This is a genomic window from uncultured Gilliamella sp. (assembly GCA_945271295.1).
Lineage (GTDB): Bacteria > Pseudomonadota > Gammaproteobacteria > Enterobacterales > Orbaceae > Gilliamella.
In genome coordinates, this window is record CALYPG010000001.1 from 281,833 (window position 1) to 299,314 (window position 17,482).

A 17,482-nucleotide genomic window follows, 5' to 3' on the forward strand; every position below is an offset into this window, starting at 1 on the left:
AATGCATAAAACTGTTCCGGTCATTACAGTTGATGGACCAAGTGGCGTGGGTAAGGGCACTTTGTGCCAAGCATTGGCTAATCATTTTAATTGGCACCTATTAGATTCTGGTGCTATATATCGGGTGCTAGCGCTATCAGCACTCCAACATCAAATTGCGTTAGATGATGAGCATCAACTCGCTAAGTTAGCGCAAAATTTGCCTTTAATGTTTGATTCAAGCGGTTCAGAGGTAAAAGTTATATTAAATGGTATTGATGTTTCGCGAAACATTCGTACTGAACAAACCGGTGGAGCGGCCTCTAAAGTGGCGTCACTTAATCAAGTGAGAAGTGCATTATTACAACGTCAACGTGATTTTAGGCAAGCGCCAGGGCTGATTGCTGATGGTCGTGATATGGGCACAGTGGTGTTTACAGATGCGCCTGTGAAGATATTTCTTGATGCTAGTGCTCAATCTCGAGCACAAAGACGCATGAAACAGTTGCAACAAAAACAAAATCATGCTAAATTCGCCGAAATTTTGCAAGAGATAACAGCGCGTGATGAACGTGATCGTAATCGTTCTGTAGCACCGTTAAAACCTGCAAACGATGCGTTAATAATTGATACCACATCACTTTCTATTCAAGATGTTTTTAATCAATCTATTACATATATAACAGAAAAACTCGCATTGTAAGAAGTCTTACTTGGCGAACCAAGCTCCATTATAAGGATGAGTGGAGTATCGTAAACAACCCCACAAGACATGATGTAATGTGGACGTTAATAATTAACTTAAGTAAATTTAATATGACTGAATCTTTTGCTCAACTCTTTGAAGAGTCTTTAAATCAACTAGACACTCGTTCTGGTAATATGATCCGTGGTACTGTCGTTGCAATCGACAAAGATGTGGTGTTAGTTGATGCTGGTTTAAAATCTGAATCGGCAATTCCAGTAGAGCAGTTTAAAAATGCCCAAGGCGAATTAGAAGTACAAGTTGGCGACGAAGTCGATGTCGTACTTGACTCAATTGAAGATGGCTTTGGTGAAACTATTTTATCTCGTGAGAAAGCTAAACGTCATGAAGCGTGGCTAACACTAGAAAAAGCAGTAGATGATGCTGCAACAGTTTTAGGTGTAATCAATGGTAAAGTTAAAGGTGGCTTTACGGTTGATCTTAATGGCGTTCGTGCGTTCCTACCAGGTTCGCTAGTCGATGTTCGTCCATTACGCGATACTTCTCATATTGAAAACCGAGAAATCGAATTAAAAGTTATTAAATTAGATCAAAAACGTAACAACGTTGTGGTTTCACGTCGTGCGGTTATCGAATCTGAAAATAGTGCAGAAAGAGAACAACTTCTTGAAAATCTACAAGAAGGTTCTGAAGTTAAAGGTATTATCAAAAATCTTACTGATTACGGTGCATTCGTTGATCTTGGTGGGGTTGATGGTTTACTACATATCACTGATATGGCTTGGAAACGTGTTAAACACCCAAGTGAAGTGGTTGAAGTAGGTCAAGAACTATTAGTTAAAGTACTTAAATTTGACAAAGATCGTTCACGCGTTTCACTTGGCTTGAAACAATTAGGTGAAGATCCTTGGGTTTCAATCGCTAAACGTTACCCAGAAGGTACTAAAGTAACAGGTAAAGTCACTAACTTAACTGATTACGGTTGTTTTGTTGAAATCGAAACAGGTGTTGAAGGTTTAGTTCACGTTTCTGAAATGGATTGGACTAACAAAAATATTCATCCATCTAAAGTGGTTAGTTTAGGTGATGTAGTTGAAGTTATTGTACTTGAAATTGATGAAGAACGTCGTCGTATTTCTCTTGGTCTTAAACAATGTAAACCAAATCCATGGTTACAATTTGCTGAATCACATAACAAAGGTGATAAAGTTAGTGGTAAGATCAAATCAATCACTGATTTCGGTATCTTTATTGGCTTGGAAGGCGGTATTGACGGTCTAGTTCATCTTTCAGATATCTCTTGGAATATACCAGGTGAAGAAGCGGTTAAAGCTTATAAAAAAGGTGATGACATCGAAGCAGTTGTGTTACAAGTTGATGCTGAACGTGAACGTATTTCACTAGGTGTGAAACAACTAGAAGACGATCCTTTTAATAGCTTTGCAGCTAACTACAAAAAAGGTGCTATTGTTAAAGGTAAAGTGACTGCTATTGATGCTAAAGGCGCAAATGTTGAAATCGCTAATGGTATTGAAGGTTACTTAAAAGCACAAGACATTGCCCGTGAACGTATCGAAGATGCGACTGCGGCACTGAAAGTTGGCGATGAAGTAGAAGCAAAAATTGTTAATATTGATCGTAAAACACGTGCAATTTCATTATCTGTGCGTGCTAAAGATGAAGCTGACGAAAAAGAAGCGCTTGCTGCGGTAAATAATACGACTACTCAAGAAGACGCATCATTTACTAATGCAATGGCAGAAGCATTTAAAGCTGCATCAAAAACTGAATAAAATTATTTATTCTAAAAGAAAAAGAGGGCTTGCCCTCTTTTTCTTTTGTAGTATAGAATAGGTAGAATGATTGCCACATTAATAACTTAGGAGTGACCATGAACAGATCGGATTTAGCAGAAAAGATAGTTAACTGGCGGGTACACCTTCCTGTACAACTAGTTGATGATGCTGTAAGAGATATTATAGAACAGATCGCGTTAGCCATGGAAAATAATGACCGCGTAGAAATTCGAGGTTTTGGTAGTTTTAGTTTAAATTACCGAGCTCCACGTAAAGCAAGAAATCCGAGAACCGGGGGGAATGTAGAGGTTAAACATAAATATATTCCTCATTTTAAACCAGGTAAAGAATTACGTGAAAGAGTTAATAATGCTGCAAAAGCATAGTAGCTAAATATCATTCAGTACAAGCCTTTGATATATATCAAAGGCTTTATTGCTTTATAAGTTAACCCTCACCAATCATTTTGACTCACATTATTCAAAATAATCAAAGCAAAATTCTCAATAATTCGTTTATAATTATTAAATTGGCAGTTTTGCAACAGTATTAAATGAATGAAATAATTTTACATAAATTAATGACAACCCACAATACCGATACTCAGTCGCTAGAAATTAAAACAATTATGGAAAAAATATGGTCGATGATTCAATGCGGTTGAGTCGTTATCCTGATAAAGACCAAATAATTACGTTAATAGTCCCCATTAAGGAGTAAGTTTATATGCTATGGTGGTTAAAACAACCTACAGAATCTCAACAACAAAGCTATCAACAACAGATTAAATGGCAATATCCTGAACAGCCAGTTTCAAAAAGCTGGGCGATTGAAATTAGAGACTATGATACTAAGTCATCTAATTGGATTTATGTTATAGGAAATCTTTTTATTCTGTTACTTTTTGGATCAATCACTTTAGCGGTTGCAAAACCCCCGGAGTACATAGTTTTTATTATTGGCTTTGGTATTGGTTTTTTGCTTCTTCATTGGCTAATATATTCAGTTTGCTTTTCTAAAAAGTTTGTAGTTTATCGTTTTACTCATGACGGCTTTGAAGTGGCAGCATGGGATAGTCATGCAGAAGGGGTGAAAAAAATATTTATTAGCGTGGCGATTATATGTTCTGTTATCGTGTTGTTCATTGTAATATTGGTGCCTCAAGCGTTTTTTCTATTATTTATTGGACCTGGTGGAATGATCTTAACTATGCTTACCCAAACTACTAATAAACAAGTATGGGAACAACAAAAGGACTATTCCCAAAAATATTTTGACTGGGATTTATTTACTGAAATTTTACTGTATAAAAAGCGACATATTTTAACCCTGTTTATTGATGTAAAAGAACGTAATAAACGCTTAGATAAATACTCAAATAAGAAGGTAATTCATATTTTTTGTTACCCTGATAGTTATCAAACCATGATTGAATTTATACAGAGCAAAGTTAACCCTAACACTCCTTGTAAAGAAGGCCATATTGAATTGTATCCCGATGAATGCTGTTAGTTAATCAAGATGCTAGGTTTATAGAGTAATTTAATTTTAATATCTTTAATCATAGTTTAATTGAATCGGCGTTATTAACCCATATGAAAACCGACATTGTATTGACCCCTTTATGGAAATTGAATCATAGAATTGATGTCGGGTTTTTAAGGTGAGGCTTCAATTACTAAGCGTGTAGGCTGAATTGCTTATTAAGCTAAATCCATTATTACTGGAGCGAAGCTTTTAATCGGATGGCTAATCACATAGTATCGCTACAAATAAGTATAAAGAGAGGTTATTTAACCCTAAAGCAGGTCAATGGCTAAATTGATGACTGAATAAAGCTGTCTACCCATTAAAAAACCAACCAATTACAATCAAATAATAACAGACTCAAGCTTAACAGTGATAAAACTGGAAGCTAACTTCAAATTATTACATTGTTTTATTTTTTTGTAATAACAACATGATAGGCTTAATTATCATTTATTTGAAATGTTGTAGTTATTAATGCGTCAATTTTATTCATTTGATTTGCTAGCACTTATTTTTTCATTAGGTTGTTTGCCATTAATGTGGTTATCGGCATTACCTTCTGATAAACAGTGGTATATTACCGCAGGTATGTTAGTTATTATTGTATTAATTGTACCACTCAAATACCGTAACTATTTAATAGTTATTGCGGTATTTACATTAAGTTACTTATGGTCGACGGCTTATTCAAAGCAATATTTAGCTAATATTGTTCCTTATATTGATAAAACCGTATTGGTAAAAGCTAAAGTCATGAGTGTTAATACTCACGAGCAATTCATTCCATCATCACCTTACTATATAAAATTTGCTATTTATGAAATAGATAATCATTCATTAGATTCACAGATCCCTATTTCAGTTTACTGGGACAAATCTGATAATCCTATGGCCGGCCAAATTTGGCAGTTAAAGTTAAAAACTAAAGCGGTACATAGCTATCTGAATCAAGGTGGATTTGATAGCCAGCGTTATGCAATAGCCAATCGTAGTTTGTTAACGGCAAAAGTAGTTAAAGCTAATTTATTAAGTGATAAATGCAATTTCAAGCAGGCAGTGGTTAATCACACTCTGCAATATATTAATTTATTTTTTTATCGGGACATATTACTCGCACTGGCGTTTGGTGATCGCTCTCAATTGAAAGAGGATAATCGGCAGATTATGTTACAAACTGGTGTTGCGCATTTAATGGCGATATCAGGAATGCATATTTTACTGGTTTTTATGATTAGCTCTAGCCTTGCTAAAATTATATTGTTTATTGTTCCGCAACGCTTTATTTATTATGGTATACCAATTGGGTTAGGATGGTTATGTGCCTTTTTTTATGCTTGGTTAACTGGCCTTAATCCGCCTGCATTACGTGCAATTTTAGCGCTGTCTGTGTGGATTTATTTACGTTTTCGCAATTATCAAATTAGCTCGTGGCAGAAGATTAATCGTATCATCGCTATTTTATTGTTGTTTGATCCTTTAATGATTTTATCGGAGAGTTTTTGGTTATCATGTTATGCAGTGGTGAGCTTGCTGTTCTTATTTGAATGGTTACCATTGCCTAAATATATGCGACAACGAAAACGTTGGTACCCCGTTAGATTATTGCATTTACAATTTGGTTTAATATTACTTTTATTACCACTCCAGCTTTTGGTTTTTCATGGTATAAGTTTGGTGTCATTATTCACCAATTTACTCGCCATTCCCATGATTTCGGCGTTAACTTTTCCTGCTATTTTATTCGCTCTATTATTTAGTTTAATTAATTGCTTTGATATGGCTTTAGGTTGTTGGTTTGTTGCCGAACAATCGCTTGAATGGTTATTTTATTGTTTAAATCAGTTTAATTTTGGCTGGCTTAATATTTCTAATGATGGTTATTTATTGAGCGCTATTGGCTGGTTGGTGATTGTTGTTTTACGAACTGAATGTTGGCGTCGCTTCTTTGGCACTTTGTTAGTTATATTGATAATTTTAATTACCCCATTTTATAAACAACAAGACTATTTGTGGCGATTGGATATTTTAGATGTTGGGCATGGACTAGCGGTGGTTATGCATAATGGCAAGTCAGCTATTTTGTATGACACTGGTGCAAAGTGGGAAAAAAGTTCAGCGGCGCAGCGAGTTATTATTCCGTTTTTGCAGTGGCATAATTTAGAGGTACAAGGCATAATCATTAGCCATCAACATAATGATCATATCGGTGGGTTGGCTAAGCTACAGCAGCTTTATCCCAAGGCATGGTTGTTAAGTTCATCTACCAACCTTAACAATACTTATCACTGTATAGCTGGTAATAGTATCACCTGGAATAATCTGACTTTGCAAGTGTTATGGCCTGATAAATTAGTCGATTATGCGCAGAATCATGATTCTTGTGTAATACAGGTTAGTGATGGTAACTTTAAAATATTACTCACTGGAGATTTGGAACGTCATCAGGAATATCAATTAATATCTAAGTACCAACAAAAGCTAGCGTCAACTTTTTTGCAAATACCTCATCATGGTAGTGCAACTTCATCTAGTTATGCTTTTTTAAATTCTGTGGCACCCGATTTTTCTTTTGCTAGTACCTCTCGTTATAACCCGTGGAAGTTACCATCGCATAAAGTTATTGCTCGTTATCATGAGTTGCATTTACCATACCATGTTACAGCTAAATCAGGGCAAATTAGTTTATTTTTTAATAAACAATTTTGGACGTTAAAAACCATGCGCACAGAAATTAACCCAAGATGGTATCATGATTGGTTTGGTAGTTTACCAATTTATGAGTAAAATAGACCATCTCTGTAAAGAGCAAATATTAATACTCTGGTTAGATTGCTAGTTATTCCCAACACAAATGAGTGAAAATCAAGTTATGATAGAAAAATTATGGTATGGTAAAAATCGGTTATATTGGTTACTGTTGCCATTTTCTTGGATATATGGATTAATTGCTTGTGTTCGGCATAGATTATATCAAATGAGGATTTTAAAATCCTGGCGGTCACCAGTACCAATCGTAATTATTGGTAATTTATCGGTAGGTGGTAATGGTAAAACACCTTTAGTTATTGCTTTAATTGAAGCGTTGACTAGCAAAGGACTACAAGTTGGTATTGTCTCACGAGGTTATGGTGGCAAAGCCGATAATTATCCACTACTGTTAAACGATAATACTACCACTGAACAAGCGGGTGATGAACCTGTTTTGATTTATCAGAGAACTAAAGTCCCTGTTGCGGTTGCACCTAATCGTAGCCAAGCAGTACAATTACTTTTAAAGCAGCATAAACTAGATGTAATTTTGACGGATGATGGCTTGCAGCACTATGCTTTAGCACGTGATATAGAAGTGGTGGTGGTCGATGGTAAACGCCTGTTTGGTAATGGTTGGTGGATGCCGGCTGGGCCGATGCGGGAGCGAGCTAATCGATTGAAATCGGTCGATTTAATTATAATCAATGGCGACAGTGTTAATAATATAGCTGAGCTGTATCCTAGTAAGACCTATACTATGCAACTAGCACCCCTGTATGCGGTGAATTTGTTGACCCAAGAAAAAAGAGAATTAGTTAATCTGCATAATATCTGTGCCATCGCCGGAATTAGTAATCCACAACGTTTTTTTACTATGTTAACCACACTTAAAGCAGATGTGATTAAAACAACATCTTTTGCTGATCATCAAAAATTTACCCCAGCATTATTGGCTAATCTTGTTACTAATGAACAAACACTGCTAATGACCGAAAAAGATGCAGTAAAATGTTGGCAATTTGCATTACCGAATTGGTGGTATTTGCCGATAGATGCGGTACTACCAATTGCGGCAGTAGATCAGATTTGTTCATTATTAGCTAATATGAAATCATCAAGAGAATAAAATATGAAACCAATACTCCTTAGTGCTATTGCTTGTCCTAAATGTCATGGTGGGCTGCAATATGATGAAGAACATCAGCAGTTAATTTGCCAATCAGATATGTTGGTTTATGCAGTGAAAGAGGGTATACCTGTATTACTCGAAAGTGAAGCTCAACCGTTAGTTCAACCTCCGATCACTCAAGAATAGAATAGTAAGGTCTTAGTTATGAAATTTTCAGTTATTATCCCAGCTCGATATGCATCAAGTCGCTTACCAGCTAAACCTTTAGCCGATATTCATGGCAAACCTATGATTGTGCGAGTAATGGAACAAGCCCAAAAATCATCGGCTAACCGTGTGATTGTGGCGACTGATCACCAGCAAGTCTTTGAAGTCGTCAAAAATTATGGTGGTGAAGTTATCCTTACTAGTGATAAACACAATTCCGGTACCGAACGTTTAGCCGAAGTAATTAATGCTTACCAATTGGCTGACGATGAAATTATTGTCAATGTTCAAGGCGATGAGCCTTTAATTCCACCTATTATTATTGATCAAGTAGCAGCAAATTTAGTGCAATATAAAACGGGGATGGCCACGCTAGCAGTGCCGATTACTGCAGTTGAGGAAGCCTTTAACCCTGGAGCGGTTAAAGTTGTGACTGATAAAGATGGTTATGCATTGTATTTTTCGCGCGCGACTATTCCGTGGGATCGTGATCGTTTTGCTAAAACAGCTGATTTATATAAACAAACCAGTATAGGCAATTTTTATTTGCGCCATATTGGTATTTATGCCTATCGTGCTGGTTTTATCCGTCAATATGTTAATTGGGCACCTTCAACGCTTGAACAGATCGAAATGTTAGAACAACTTAGAGTGCTTTGGTATGGTGAAAAAATTCATGTTGAAGTAGCTAAGCAAGCACCGGCAATTGGTGTGGATACGCAAGCAGACTTAGAAAAAGTAAGAGCATTATTTAAGGAGCAATAATGGCACAGTTTACCGGATTTACCCAAGCAGGACTGAATTTTCTCCAAGATGCTTGGATTAATAATAGCCGCGCATGGTTTGAAGAACATCGTGCGATTTATGATAATGATTTGGTTAAGCCTTTTCGATTACTTGTTGAACAGTTAACCCCTGCAATGCTAAAAATTGATGAATGGTTTGAAACGCGCCCAGCTATTGGCAAAACCATATCTCGTATTCATCGTGACACTCGTTTTTCACACGATAAATCCCTGTACCGAAGTCGTTTATGGCTTACTTTTAAACGTCCTAATCGTGACTGGAAAGAAGCGCCGGCTTACTTTTTTGAGATCAGTCCGGATAGTTATCAATATGGACTTGGCTATTACTGTCCATCTAAGCAAACTATGGATATTTTCCGTGAAGAAATACTAAATGATACCGCTAAATTTTTAGATGTTATCCGTTGTGTAAAAAAGCCATTTACGTTGGTTGGCGAAAGTTATAAACGGCCATTAATTAAACAGCAAGATGAAAAGATTGCCACATGGTATAATCGTAAAAATCTGGCGGTTATGGTAAGTAGCCAGCAAATTGATGATGTGCTTAATGGTGATTTGCCTAACAAATTAGCCAAAGGCTTTAAGCAGTTAATGCCGCTTTATGATTATTTTATGCGGGTGGAAATAATAAAAAATATCCCTAAACTATAATTGTTTTCCATTATAAATTTATTATTGAATTATGTTGCTATCCCTATTCGATTGTTGAAATTAACGGTAGTGGCAAAGCTTAAATATTGGGGAAATTCAAAATTAACTCTTTGATACCGTTAATAATGAATTGCGTACCAACACATACCAGTAAAAAGCCCATAATTCGTGATGTGGCTTCAATACCACTTTTACCCATAAAGCGCATGATACTACCAGCGCTACGCATACAAAACCATAAAATGATGCATAATAGCAAAGGTACCAAAATGGAAGCCGTATAAACTACCCATGTTGAAACATCATAGCCACCATTATTTACTGTAGAGGCCATACTAATAATCATAGCGATAGTTCCTGGTCCAGCTGTACTTGGCATAGCTAAAGGTACAAAAGCAATGTTATTTGACGGTTCTTTCTTTTTAGCATCAGCTTCTAATGTTTTATGCGATGGTTGCTGGGGAAAGAGCATTCTAAAACCAATCACCCCAACAATTAAACCACCGGCAATGCGTAACCCTGGAATGGAAATGCCAAATGTGCTCATGATGAGTTGCCCACAATAAAATGAAGCAACCATAATAATAAACACATAAATACAAGCCATTTTTGACTGGTAGTTTCTCTCTTCGTTGGTCATATCTCCAGACAGACCAAGTAACAACACTACAGTCGTTAACGGATTAGTTAATGGTATGAATAAAATCAACCCAAAGCCAACAGTTTGAATAAGTTCTAACATAGATTTATTTCAGGACGTAATAACAAAAAGATGAGGCAGATTATAATTGAAATATGCAAAATAAGATATATGGGCGATGTGACGCCCAATAATGTATAATATGGATCTAAAAAGTTAGAATGGAATATCATCATCGAAATCCATTGGTGGTTCAGGCGATTTTGGTTGCGTTGTCGGTGTAGCTTGTGTTGTAGGGCGCGCTGGTGAAACTGGTGCTGATGAAATATTATTAGCACTTTGTCCCCAATGTTGTGAACTATCATCAACGTTTTCACTATTACGCGAACCTAAAATTTGTAAGGTGCCACCAATTGGATTAATGACTACTTCTGTAGTATAGCGATCTTGGCCAGATTGATCTTGCCATTTTCGGGTTTGTAATTGACCTTCAAGATAAACTTGAGTGCCTTTTTTTATATATTCGCCAGCAATTTCAGCTAATTTACCAAAAACAACAACACGATGCCATTCAGTACGATCACGATTTTCACCAGTTTGTTTGTCCTTCCATGATTCTGATGTCGCAATGCTAAAATTAGCTACCGCATTACCATTTGGCATGTAACGGACTTCCGGATCTTGTCCTAAATTACCTACTAAGATGACTTTATTTATTCCTCGGTTTGCCATTATAAACTCCTAAAAATTGCATATATATTTAAGTGGCATATTGTATCATGAGACAGGAGTAACATCATCGATTTTAATTTAATATTGGAAGATAGTCCTCAATTTGTAAAGATATAGAAAGATTAGCTTAGTCGTAGGAATTTATTACTATAACGAGTATAATGCCACACATTTGTTGATGCAATGTGCTAAATAATATTCCTCAAAGGAGGCCTTATGATTAATGCGTTTGGTTTAAAAAACAAACAATTAGTAAAAATTAATGAAGGCGATATAAATAATGCGACCTGGATTGATTTAATTGAACCAGAAGAAGCCGATCGCGAGTTTGTTTTAACTCATTTAGGACAAAACTTAGCAACGAGTATAGAACTGGATGATATCGAAGCATCAGCTCGTTTTTTTGAAGATAACGAAGGATTGCATGTTCACTCATTCTTTTTTTATGAAGATGCCGAAGATCGCGCGGGCAATTCAACTGTAGCTTTTACAGTGCATAATGGACGTTTATTTACGCTACGTGAGCGTGATTTACCGGCATTTCGTTTATATCGCATGCGTTCTCGCTACCAAGGAATGAACGATGGCAATCCTTATGAAGTATTACTCGATTTATTTGAAGTTAAAGTTGAACAATTAGCCGATCAAATTGAAAATATTTACAGTAAACTTGAAGAACTGAGCTTAATTATTATGGATCGTTCAGCTCAGGAACATTATGACGAAGCTATAACTTCTCTTGCTGAACTTGAAGATACCGCGTGGAAAGTACGACTTTGTTTAATGGATAGTCAGCGAGCGGTTAACTATCTAGTACGTCGAGCAAAAATGCCAGTAGATCAATTAGAACAAGCACGCGAAGTTATTCGGGATATTGAGTCGCTAGTGCCACATAATGAATCATTATTTCAAAAAGTGAATTTTTTGATGCAAGCTGCTACTAGTTTTATAAATATTGAACAAAGTCGCATTATCAAAATATTCTCAGTGGTGTCAGTGGTATTTTTACCGCCAACAGTGGTTGCCTCTGCATATGGAATGAATTTTGAGTTTATGCCCGAACTAAAATGGGAATATGGTTATCCATTTTCTTTAATATTAATGTTACTTGCTGGCATCGCCCCATATATCTATTTTAAACTTAAAAAGTGGTTGTAACTTTTAACGGTTTTTAAATCATTAGAAATTCTGTTATTGATTATAATCAGGAAGAATCACTTTAATATTTAATTGAGTTAAATTAATTGAATTTATATAAATAATTTATCGTACTGTTTATTTTATTTTTTGTAATTGATAAGGTAACAGCTTGTTGCTTGCATAAAAAGGTCGATTTGTTAGAAAAGGGAATAATATGAATCAATATGCATTAGTAACCGATATCGGTGGCACCAATGCCCGCTTTGCGCTTTATAATTTAGTAACTAATGAATTATCAGCAATTACGAAAGTTGTTCTGGCAAAGAATGATGTCTTATTAACATTAATTAAAGACTATTTAATTGCTCAGTCAGTAAAAATTGATATGGCCTGCATTGCAATAGCGTGTCCGATTGGTGATGAAGATACTGTTATTATGACTAATAATGATTTGTCATTTTCCCGTTCGGAGTTGATTAAACAGCTTAATTTAACTAAGCTTGAAGTTATTAACGATTTTACCGCAGTTTCCTATTCTATTCCTAAATTACCAAAACAAGATTTAGTTCAAATAGGTGGAGAAAAACCCGATTTAAATTATCCAATTGCCATTTATGGCGCCGGAACCGGACTTGGAGTTTCGCATTTAATTAACGTAAATCAACAGTGGATCAGTTTATCGGGTGAAGGTGGTCATACCGAATTACCCATGACAACCGCAGAAGAAGATCTTATCTTAGCGCAACTGCGTAAAAAATTCGGACGTGTTTCTTCTGAGCGATTTTTATCTGGCAATGGTATTGTTAATATCTATCAGGCATTATTACAAATCAATAACCAATCAGTTGAAGATATTACGCCAGATATTATAGTGCAAAAAGCATTAACCAACAGTTGCCCAATTTGTTTACAAGCATTAACCCATTTTTGTACTTTTATGGGGCGATTTGGCGGTAATTTGGCGTTAACACTCAATACGCAAGGCGGAGTGTATATTGCTGGTGGAATTGTGCCACGATTCATTGAATTTTTTAAATTATCACCATTTAGAAGCGCATTTGAAACTAAGGGGCGCATGTCATATCTAGTCAAAAAAATTCCTGTCTATGTCATTATCCACAAAGATCCAGGTTTATTTGGTGCAGGTGTTTATTTGCAAAATAGTCTTAAATAATGTTGTTGAAGAAGGATGTTATTTTATGATGTGGTGTCATGTTTATCGTAGTACTAAAAAAGAAAACTGCTATTTATATACGGAAATGGAAGGTGATTTTTCATCGATCCCAACAACTATACTTTCAATTTTCGGTACTCCTGTGTATGTTATGAAAGTATTACTTGATGGCAAAAGACGTTTAGCTGTGGGCACTTCAGCGGAACTTGAAGAAAAAATAAGAAAAGATGGATTTTTTTTACAAATGTTACATGAAGATGATTTTAAAGTATGATGGATCCATTTTGGGAATACAAAACATTGGATCAAATGACTGACCATGAATGGGAATTATTGTGTGATGGTTGTGGTCAGTGTTGCTTAAATAAGCTGATGGATGAAGATACCAATGAGATTTTATATACTAACGTCGCTTGTAATTTGCTAGATTCGCATACTTGTCAATGCCGACATTATCATAATCGATTTGATTATGAACCTGACTGTATCAAATTAACTCGTAACAATCTATTTACCATTGAATGGTTACCATTAAGTTGTAGCTATCGTTTTTTTTCTAAACATGGTCATCTGCCTGAGTGGCATCCATTAATTGTAGGCAATAAAAAGCAGATGCATCAGTTAAAAATTTCTGTTAAAAATCGTATTGTCTATGAAAAAGATGTAATTTGTTGGGAAGATCATATTATTTAAAGGGAGCAAGTGCTCCCTTATTTTTATGGGTCATTTAAATTAAAATCCATAAAATACCAAAAATATCAATTGCAAGCATATTTAAAAAAATAAGGATAAATACCACAATCATAAACGAAATATCAATAACCCCAATCGGTGGCACGATGCGGCGAATAGGCGCAACTAAAGGCTCTGTTAACTGAGTAAGTAGCTCATCTGCTGTTGATTGCCCTCGACTTACCCAACTTAAAATAGCCCTAAATAGTAACAACCAAAATAGTAAATATCCTAGCGCGTGAGCTATAGCTGCAAAGGCAAAAAACAGATAATCAATATTCCAAATAGGCGCATTAATTGTTCCATAATATAAAACAAAAATGACTTTAATTAAAGCAACTAGATATAAAAGGATCCAAGAGGCAGTATCAAACCGTCCAATTGACGGAATAAGTCGGCGTAATGGCCCAATGATAGGTTGGGTTATGCGGACAATGAATTGAGTAAATGGATTATAAAAGTTAACGCGTACAAATTGCATCCATAATCGTAAAATAATAATGTACAGACAAACGGTTAAAATTGTTTTCCCTAAAAAGAAAAGCGATGTCATTTAAGACTCCTCAGAATATTATTACCAAGCAATATATCATAAATACTGCCGCGCACCAAAGATTGCAGTACCTATCCGAACCATAGTGCTACCGGCAACAATTGCTGCCTGCATATCTCCAGTCATACCCATTGAAAGTGTATCCATAAATGGATAATTAGTTTGTAACGATTGTAAAAGTTGTTGCATTTTATTAAATACATATAATTGATTGTCAAAATTATTGTCAATTTCAGGGATGGCCATTAATCCACGTAAATTTAAATTAGGTAATGTGATAATTTGTTTGACTAAATCAGGTACTTCTTGCGCAGCGACACCAGACTTACTCGATTCTTGACTAATATTAACCTGAATAAGTATATTTAATTTAGCTTTATCAGCAGGGCGTTGATCATTTAATCGCTGGGCAATTTTAAAACGATCAATGGTATGCATCCAATCAAAATTTTCTGCTACTAATTTGCTTTTATTGGATTGCAATGGACCTATAAAGTGCCAAATTAGTGGTGTGTCAGGCATCATTTGCTTGAAATAGTGGATCTTTTCCACACCTTCTTGAACATAATTTTCACCAAAAGAAAACTGACCAGCATTAATTGCTTCTGTGATTTGAGTTACAGGTTTGGTTTTACTAACAGCAATAAGCTCAATCGTGTTGGGATCTCTTTCACATTCTAAGGCAATTTTTTGAATTTTATTTTTTATTACAAGTAAATTGTCATGTACGTTATTCATTTTAGTTCCCAATTGATAATTAATATGTCAGATTTAATGTTAAACTCTCTGTTATCAGTTAGTGTAACTCAAAAAGCTTCGGATTTGCATCTTTCCAGCGGGGAAGCACCACGTATTCGTCTAAATGGTCAATTACAATTGCTAACCGACGAAAAAATACCCCCTTCAAGGTTGGAAAGTGAACTGCTTAATTTACTTAACGCATCCCAAAAAATACAATTACAACAAAATGGATATGTTGATTTAGCTTATCACGTTAGCGAAATAGGTCGTTTTAGAGTCAATATTTTTTATCAGTATCGTGGTATTTCAGGTGTTTTTAGAGTGATTAATCACGATATTCCAAGTTTGTCACAATTGAGTATTCCTGATGTGTTGCCAGCACTCGTAAAAAATACTCATGGTATTATTTTAGTTACAGGTGCTACTGGGAGTGGTAAATCAACAACCTTAGCATCACTCATTCAACATATCAATTTGACTGAATCTAAACATATTATCACGCTGGAAGACCCAATCGAATTTATTTATCAAAATGTACAATCATTAATTGAGCAACGTGAGGTTCCTCACTTCACAATAGCTATTGATAGCCTTTTAAGGCAAGATCCTGATATTATTTTATTTGGTGAACTGAGAAATAAAACCACGATTCAAGCAGCGTTAACTACTGCAGAAACAGGGCATTTGGTCCTTGCTACATTACATACTAGCTCAGCCATTGAAAGTATCAATCGAATTATTAATGTATTTAGTGAAACTGAACGTGACTTTATTCGTGCTCAGTTATCCAGTAGTTTAAAAGCAATTATTAGCCAAAAATTAGTTGCTACTAATAATGGACGCAGAGCGTTATTTGAAATACTCATTAATACTCCGGCGGTAAGTAATTTGATTAATGAAGGTAAAATTAAGCAGATTTATTCACTAATGCAAACAGGACAACAATACGGCATGCAAATAATGCCTGGTAATTAAATGTGGTTAACATTATTGGTTAGTAATTTGCTATATAGCTATTATCGTTTAACTTTTTGCAAAGATATAATAATAGATTAAAACTGATATTAATTAGATATAAAAATGCAATTTGGCTAATTAATATATTGAAAGATAAAATTTTTAGTTTTATGTTAAAAATACTCTATAATTATTTAATACATAATTAATACAGAGGGGTATTATTAGATGGAACAACGAATTGGTTTTATTGGTTTAGGTAATATGGGCAATGCAATATTGCAAGGCATTTTAGCAAGTAAAATTGTACCTGGGAATCAGTTATATATTTATGATACTCATCCAGAAAAAGGCATAGCTTTAAATCAGTCCCATTTTATCAATAATCTTGAATCAGCCAGAGATGTAGCTCGAGAATCTGATATTGTTTTTGTTGCAGTTAAACCGAATGTTATTATTGATGTGTTAACTGATATCCAAAAAGAACTGAAAAAGAATACTATTATTGTATCAATTGCAGCTGGTGTTACTATTAAAACGATTGCTAAAAATGTTGGATATGAACAAAAAATTGTTCGCGTCATGCCAAATACACCAGCACTAGTTAATGCTGCGATGTGTTCAATCACACCAAATACAGAAGTTACTGATGATGAACTTGCTATTATCCAAACATTATTAAATTGTATTGGTGAAACGGAAATTGTGCCTGAGTACTTAATTGATGCGGTAGTCGGTGCAAGTGGTTCATCTCCGGCATTTGTATTTATGTTTATTGAAGCGCTAGCAGATGGTGCGGTAAAAGGTGGTTTATCAAGAAAGCAAGCTTATAAATTTGCCGCTCAAGCGGTTATGGGGTCGGCAAAATTGCTTCTTGAATCAGGCAAGCATCCAGGTGAACTTAAAGATATGGTTTGTTCTCCTGCTGGGACGACAATTGAAGGTGTTCAAAAGCTCGAACAACATGGTTTTAGAGCAGCGTTAATGGAAGCTGTTGAGGCAACTATTATAAAATCACAAGCACTAGCTGAAAAATAACCTAATTACTTTTATCCGCCTTAGTTTTATAGCGGCGGATAATTGCCTGATAATTATCATTTTTATAGCAATCAATAAAATAATTTAAAACATTCCTTGCATTAGTATCGAATATATGAGTTAATAGCGTCTAGCATATGACGTGCAGATTTATTTAGTAACATTTTGGTACAAGCAGTTTGTGGTTTACTTTCTATCTTAGATAAGCATTAGTTCTCTT

The 17,482-nt window shown here is 35.3% G+C and carries 19 protein-coding genes; 15 read left to right on the plus strand and 4 right to left on the minus strand.

Annotation, left to right across the window (positions count from 1 at the left end):
* Position 1: 1 nt before the first annotated feature.
* The 9 genes from cmk (at position 2) to Q0K76_RS01345 (ending at position 9,555) form a co-directional block, all read left to right on the plus strand.
* Positions 2-682 (plus strand): (d)CMP kinase, encoded by a 681-nt coding sequence (gene cmk, locus Q0K76_RS01305; protein WP_294610057.1) that lies wholly within the window; start codon positions 2-4, stop codon positions 680-682.
* 113 nt (positions 683-795) lie between these two features.
* On the plus strand, positions 796-2,478 hold the full coding sequence (rpsA, locus tag Q0K76_RS01310; RefSeq protein WP_294610060.1) for a 30S ribosomal protein S1: 1,683 nt from the start codon (positions 796-798) through the stop codon (positions 2,476-2,478).
* Positions 2,479-2,576: 98 nt separating this feature from the next.
* Positions 2,577-2,867 (plus strand): integration host factor subunit beta, encoded by a 291-nt coding sequence (gene ihfB / locus Q0K76_RS01315; protein ID WP_294610064.1) that lies wholly within the window; start codon positions 2,577-2,579, stop codon positions 2,865-2,867.
* A 340-nt stretch (positions 2,868-3,207) separates the two neighbouring features.
* Entirely contained in the window at positions 3,208-3,993 is a 786-nt protein-coding gene (locus Q0K76_RS01320; RefSeq protein WP_294610067.1) for a hypothetical protein, read from the plus strand.
* A gap of 492 nt (positions 3,994-4,485) precedes the next feature.
* The gene (locus tag Q0K76_RS01325) at positions 4,486-6,795 is read left to right on the plus strand and encodes a DNA internalization-related competence protein ComEC/Rec2 (protein WP_294610070.1); all 2,310 of its coding nucleotides are present in this window, start codon (positions 4,486-4,488) and stop codon (positions 6,793-6,795) included.
* An 85-nt stretch (positions 6,796-6,880) separates the two neighbouring features.
* The gene (lpxK, locus tag Q0K76_RS01330) at positions 6,881-7,888 is read left to right on the plus strand and encodes a tetraacyldisaccharide 4'-kinase (protein ID WP_294610073.1); all 1,008 of its coding nucleotides are present in this window, start codon (positions 6,881-6,883) and stop codon (positions 7,886-7,888) included.
* Positions 7,889-7,891: 3 nt separating this feature from the next.
* Positions 7,892-8,077, plus strand: coding sequence for a Trm112 family protein (locus Q0K76_RS01335; protein WP_294610076.1), 186 nt, complete (start codon positions 7,892-7,894; stop codon positions 8,075-8,077).
* A gap of 18 nt (positions 8,078-8,095) precedes the next feature.
* The gene (kdsB, locus tag Q0K76_RS01340) at positions 8,096-8,863 is read left to right on the plus strand and encodes a 3-deoxy-manno-octulosonate cytidylyltransferase (RefSeq protein WP_294610079.1); all 768 of its coding nucleotides are present in this window, start codon (positions 8,096-8,098) and stop codon (positions 8,861-8,863) included.
* The gene (locus tag Q0K76_RS01345) at positions 8,863-9,555 is read left to right on the plus strand and encodes a DUF2461 domain-containing protein (protein ID WP_294610082.1); all 693 of its coding nucleotides are present in this window, start codon (positions 8,863-8,865) and stop codon (positions 9,553-9,555) included. Before kdsB ends, Q0K76_RS01345 begins: the two co-directional genes overlap by 1 nt.
* Before the next feature lie 79 nt (positions 9,556-9,634).
* Here Q0K76_RS01345 and Q0K76_RS01350 read toward each other — a convergent pair whose 3' ends face one another.
* Entirely contained in the window at positions 9,635-10,297 is a 663-nt protein-coding gene (locus Q0K76_RS01350; protein WP_294610085.1) for a MarC family NAAT transporter, read from the minus strand.
* A 114-nt stretch (positions 10,298-10,411) separates the two neighbouring features.
* Positions 10,412-10,927 (minus strand): single-stranded DNA-binding protein, encoded by a 516-nt coding sequence (locus Q0K76_RS01355; protein ID WP_294610088.1) that lies wholly within the window; start codon positions 10,925-10,927, stop codon positions 10,412-10,414.
* 216 nt (positions 10,928-11,143) lie between these two features.
* On the opposite strand from Q0K76_RS01355, the gene corA reads away from it, so the two are divergent.
* The 4 genes from corA (at position 11,144) to Q0K76_RS01375 (ending at position 13,934) form a co-directional block, all read left to right on the plus strand.
* The gene (gene corA / locus Q0K76_RS01360; RefSeq protein ID WP_294610091.1) at positions 11,144-12,085 is read left to right on the plus strand and encodes a magnesium/cobalt transporter CorA; all 942 of its coding nucleotides are present in this window, start codon (positions 11,144-11,146) and stop codon (positions 12,083-12,085) included.
* Between the two features lie 196 nt (positions 12,086-12,281).
* A complete protein-coding gene (locus tag Q0K76_RS01365) occupies positions 12,282-13,241 on the plus strand; it encodes a glucokinase (protein WP_294610095.1) in 960 nt (319 codons plus the stop codon).
* Positions 13,242-13,266: 25 nt separating this feature from the next.
* On the plus strand, positions 13,267-13,515 hold the full coding sequence (locus Q0K76_RS01370; RefSeq protein ID WP_294610098.1) for a YcgL domain-containing protein: 249 nt from the start codon (positions 13,267-13,269) through the stop codon (positions 13,513-13,515).
* Positions 13,512-13,934, plus strand: a complete 423-nt coding sequence (locus tag Q0K76_RS01375; RefSeq protein WP_294610101.1) for a YcgN family cysteine cluster protein — start codon at positions 13,512-13,514, stop codon at positions 13,932-13,934. Before Q0K76_RS01370 ends, Q0K76_RS01375 begins: the two co-directional genes overlap by 4 nt.
* 34 nt (positions 13,935-13,968) lie before the next feature.
* On the opposite strand, the gene Q0K76_RS01380 is transcribed toward Q0K76_RS01375, so the two are convergent.
* Both Q0K76_RS01380 and Q0K76_RS01385 read right to left on the minus strand, forming a co-directional pair.
* The gene (locus tag Q0K76_RS01380) at positions 13,969-14,526 is read right to left on the minus strand and encodes a YggT family protein (protein WP_294610103.1); all 558 of its coding nucleotides are present in this window, start codon (positions 14,524-14,526) and stop codon (positions 13,969-13,971) included.
* Between the two features lie 36 nt (positions 14,527-14,562).
* Positions 14,563-15,264, minus strand: coding sequence for a YggS family pyridoxal phosphate-dependent enzyme (locus Q0K76_RS01385; protein ID WP_294610107.1), 702 nt, complete (start codon positions 15,262-15,264; stop codon positions 14,563-14,565).
* Positions 15,265-15,288: 24 nt separating this feature from the next.
* Between Q0K76_RS01385 and Q0K76_RS01390 the strand changes: the two genes are divergently transcribed.
* Positions 15,289-16,242 (plus strand): PilT/PilU family type 4a pilus ATPase, encoded by a 954-nt coding sequence (locus tag Q0K76_RS01390; RefSeq protein ID WP_294610110.1) that lies wholly within the window; start codon positions 15,289-15,291, stop codon positions 16,240-16,242.
* A gap of 210 nt (positions 16,243-16,452) precedes the next feature.
* Complete coding sequence (proC, locus tag Q0K76_RS01395) at positions 16,453-17,262, plus strand: pyrroline-5-carboxylate reductase (RefSeq protein ID WP_294610112.1); 810 nt, start codon at positions 16,453-16,455, stop codon at positions 17,260-17,262.
* Positions 17,263-17,482 lie beyond the last annotated feature (220 nt).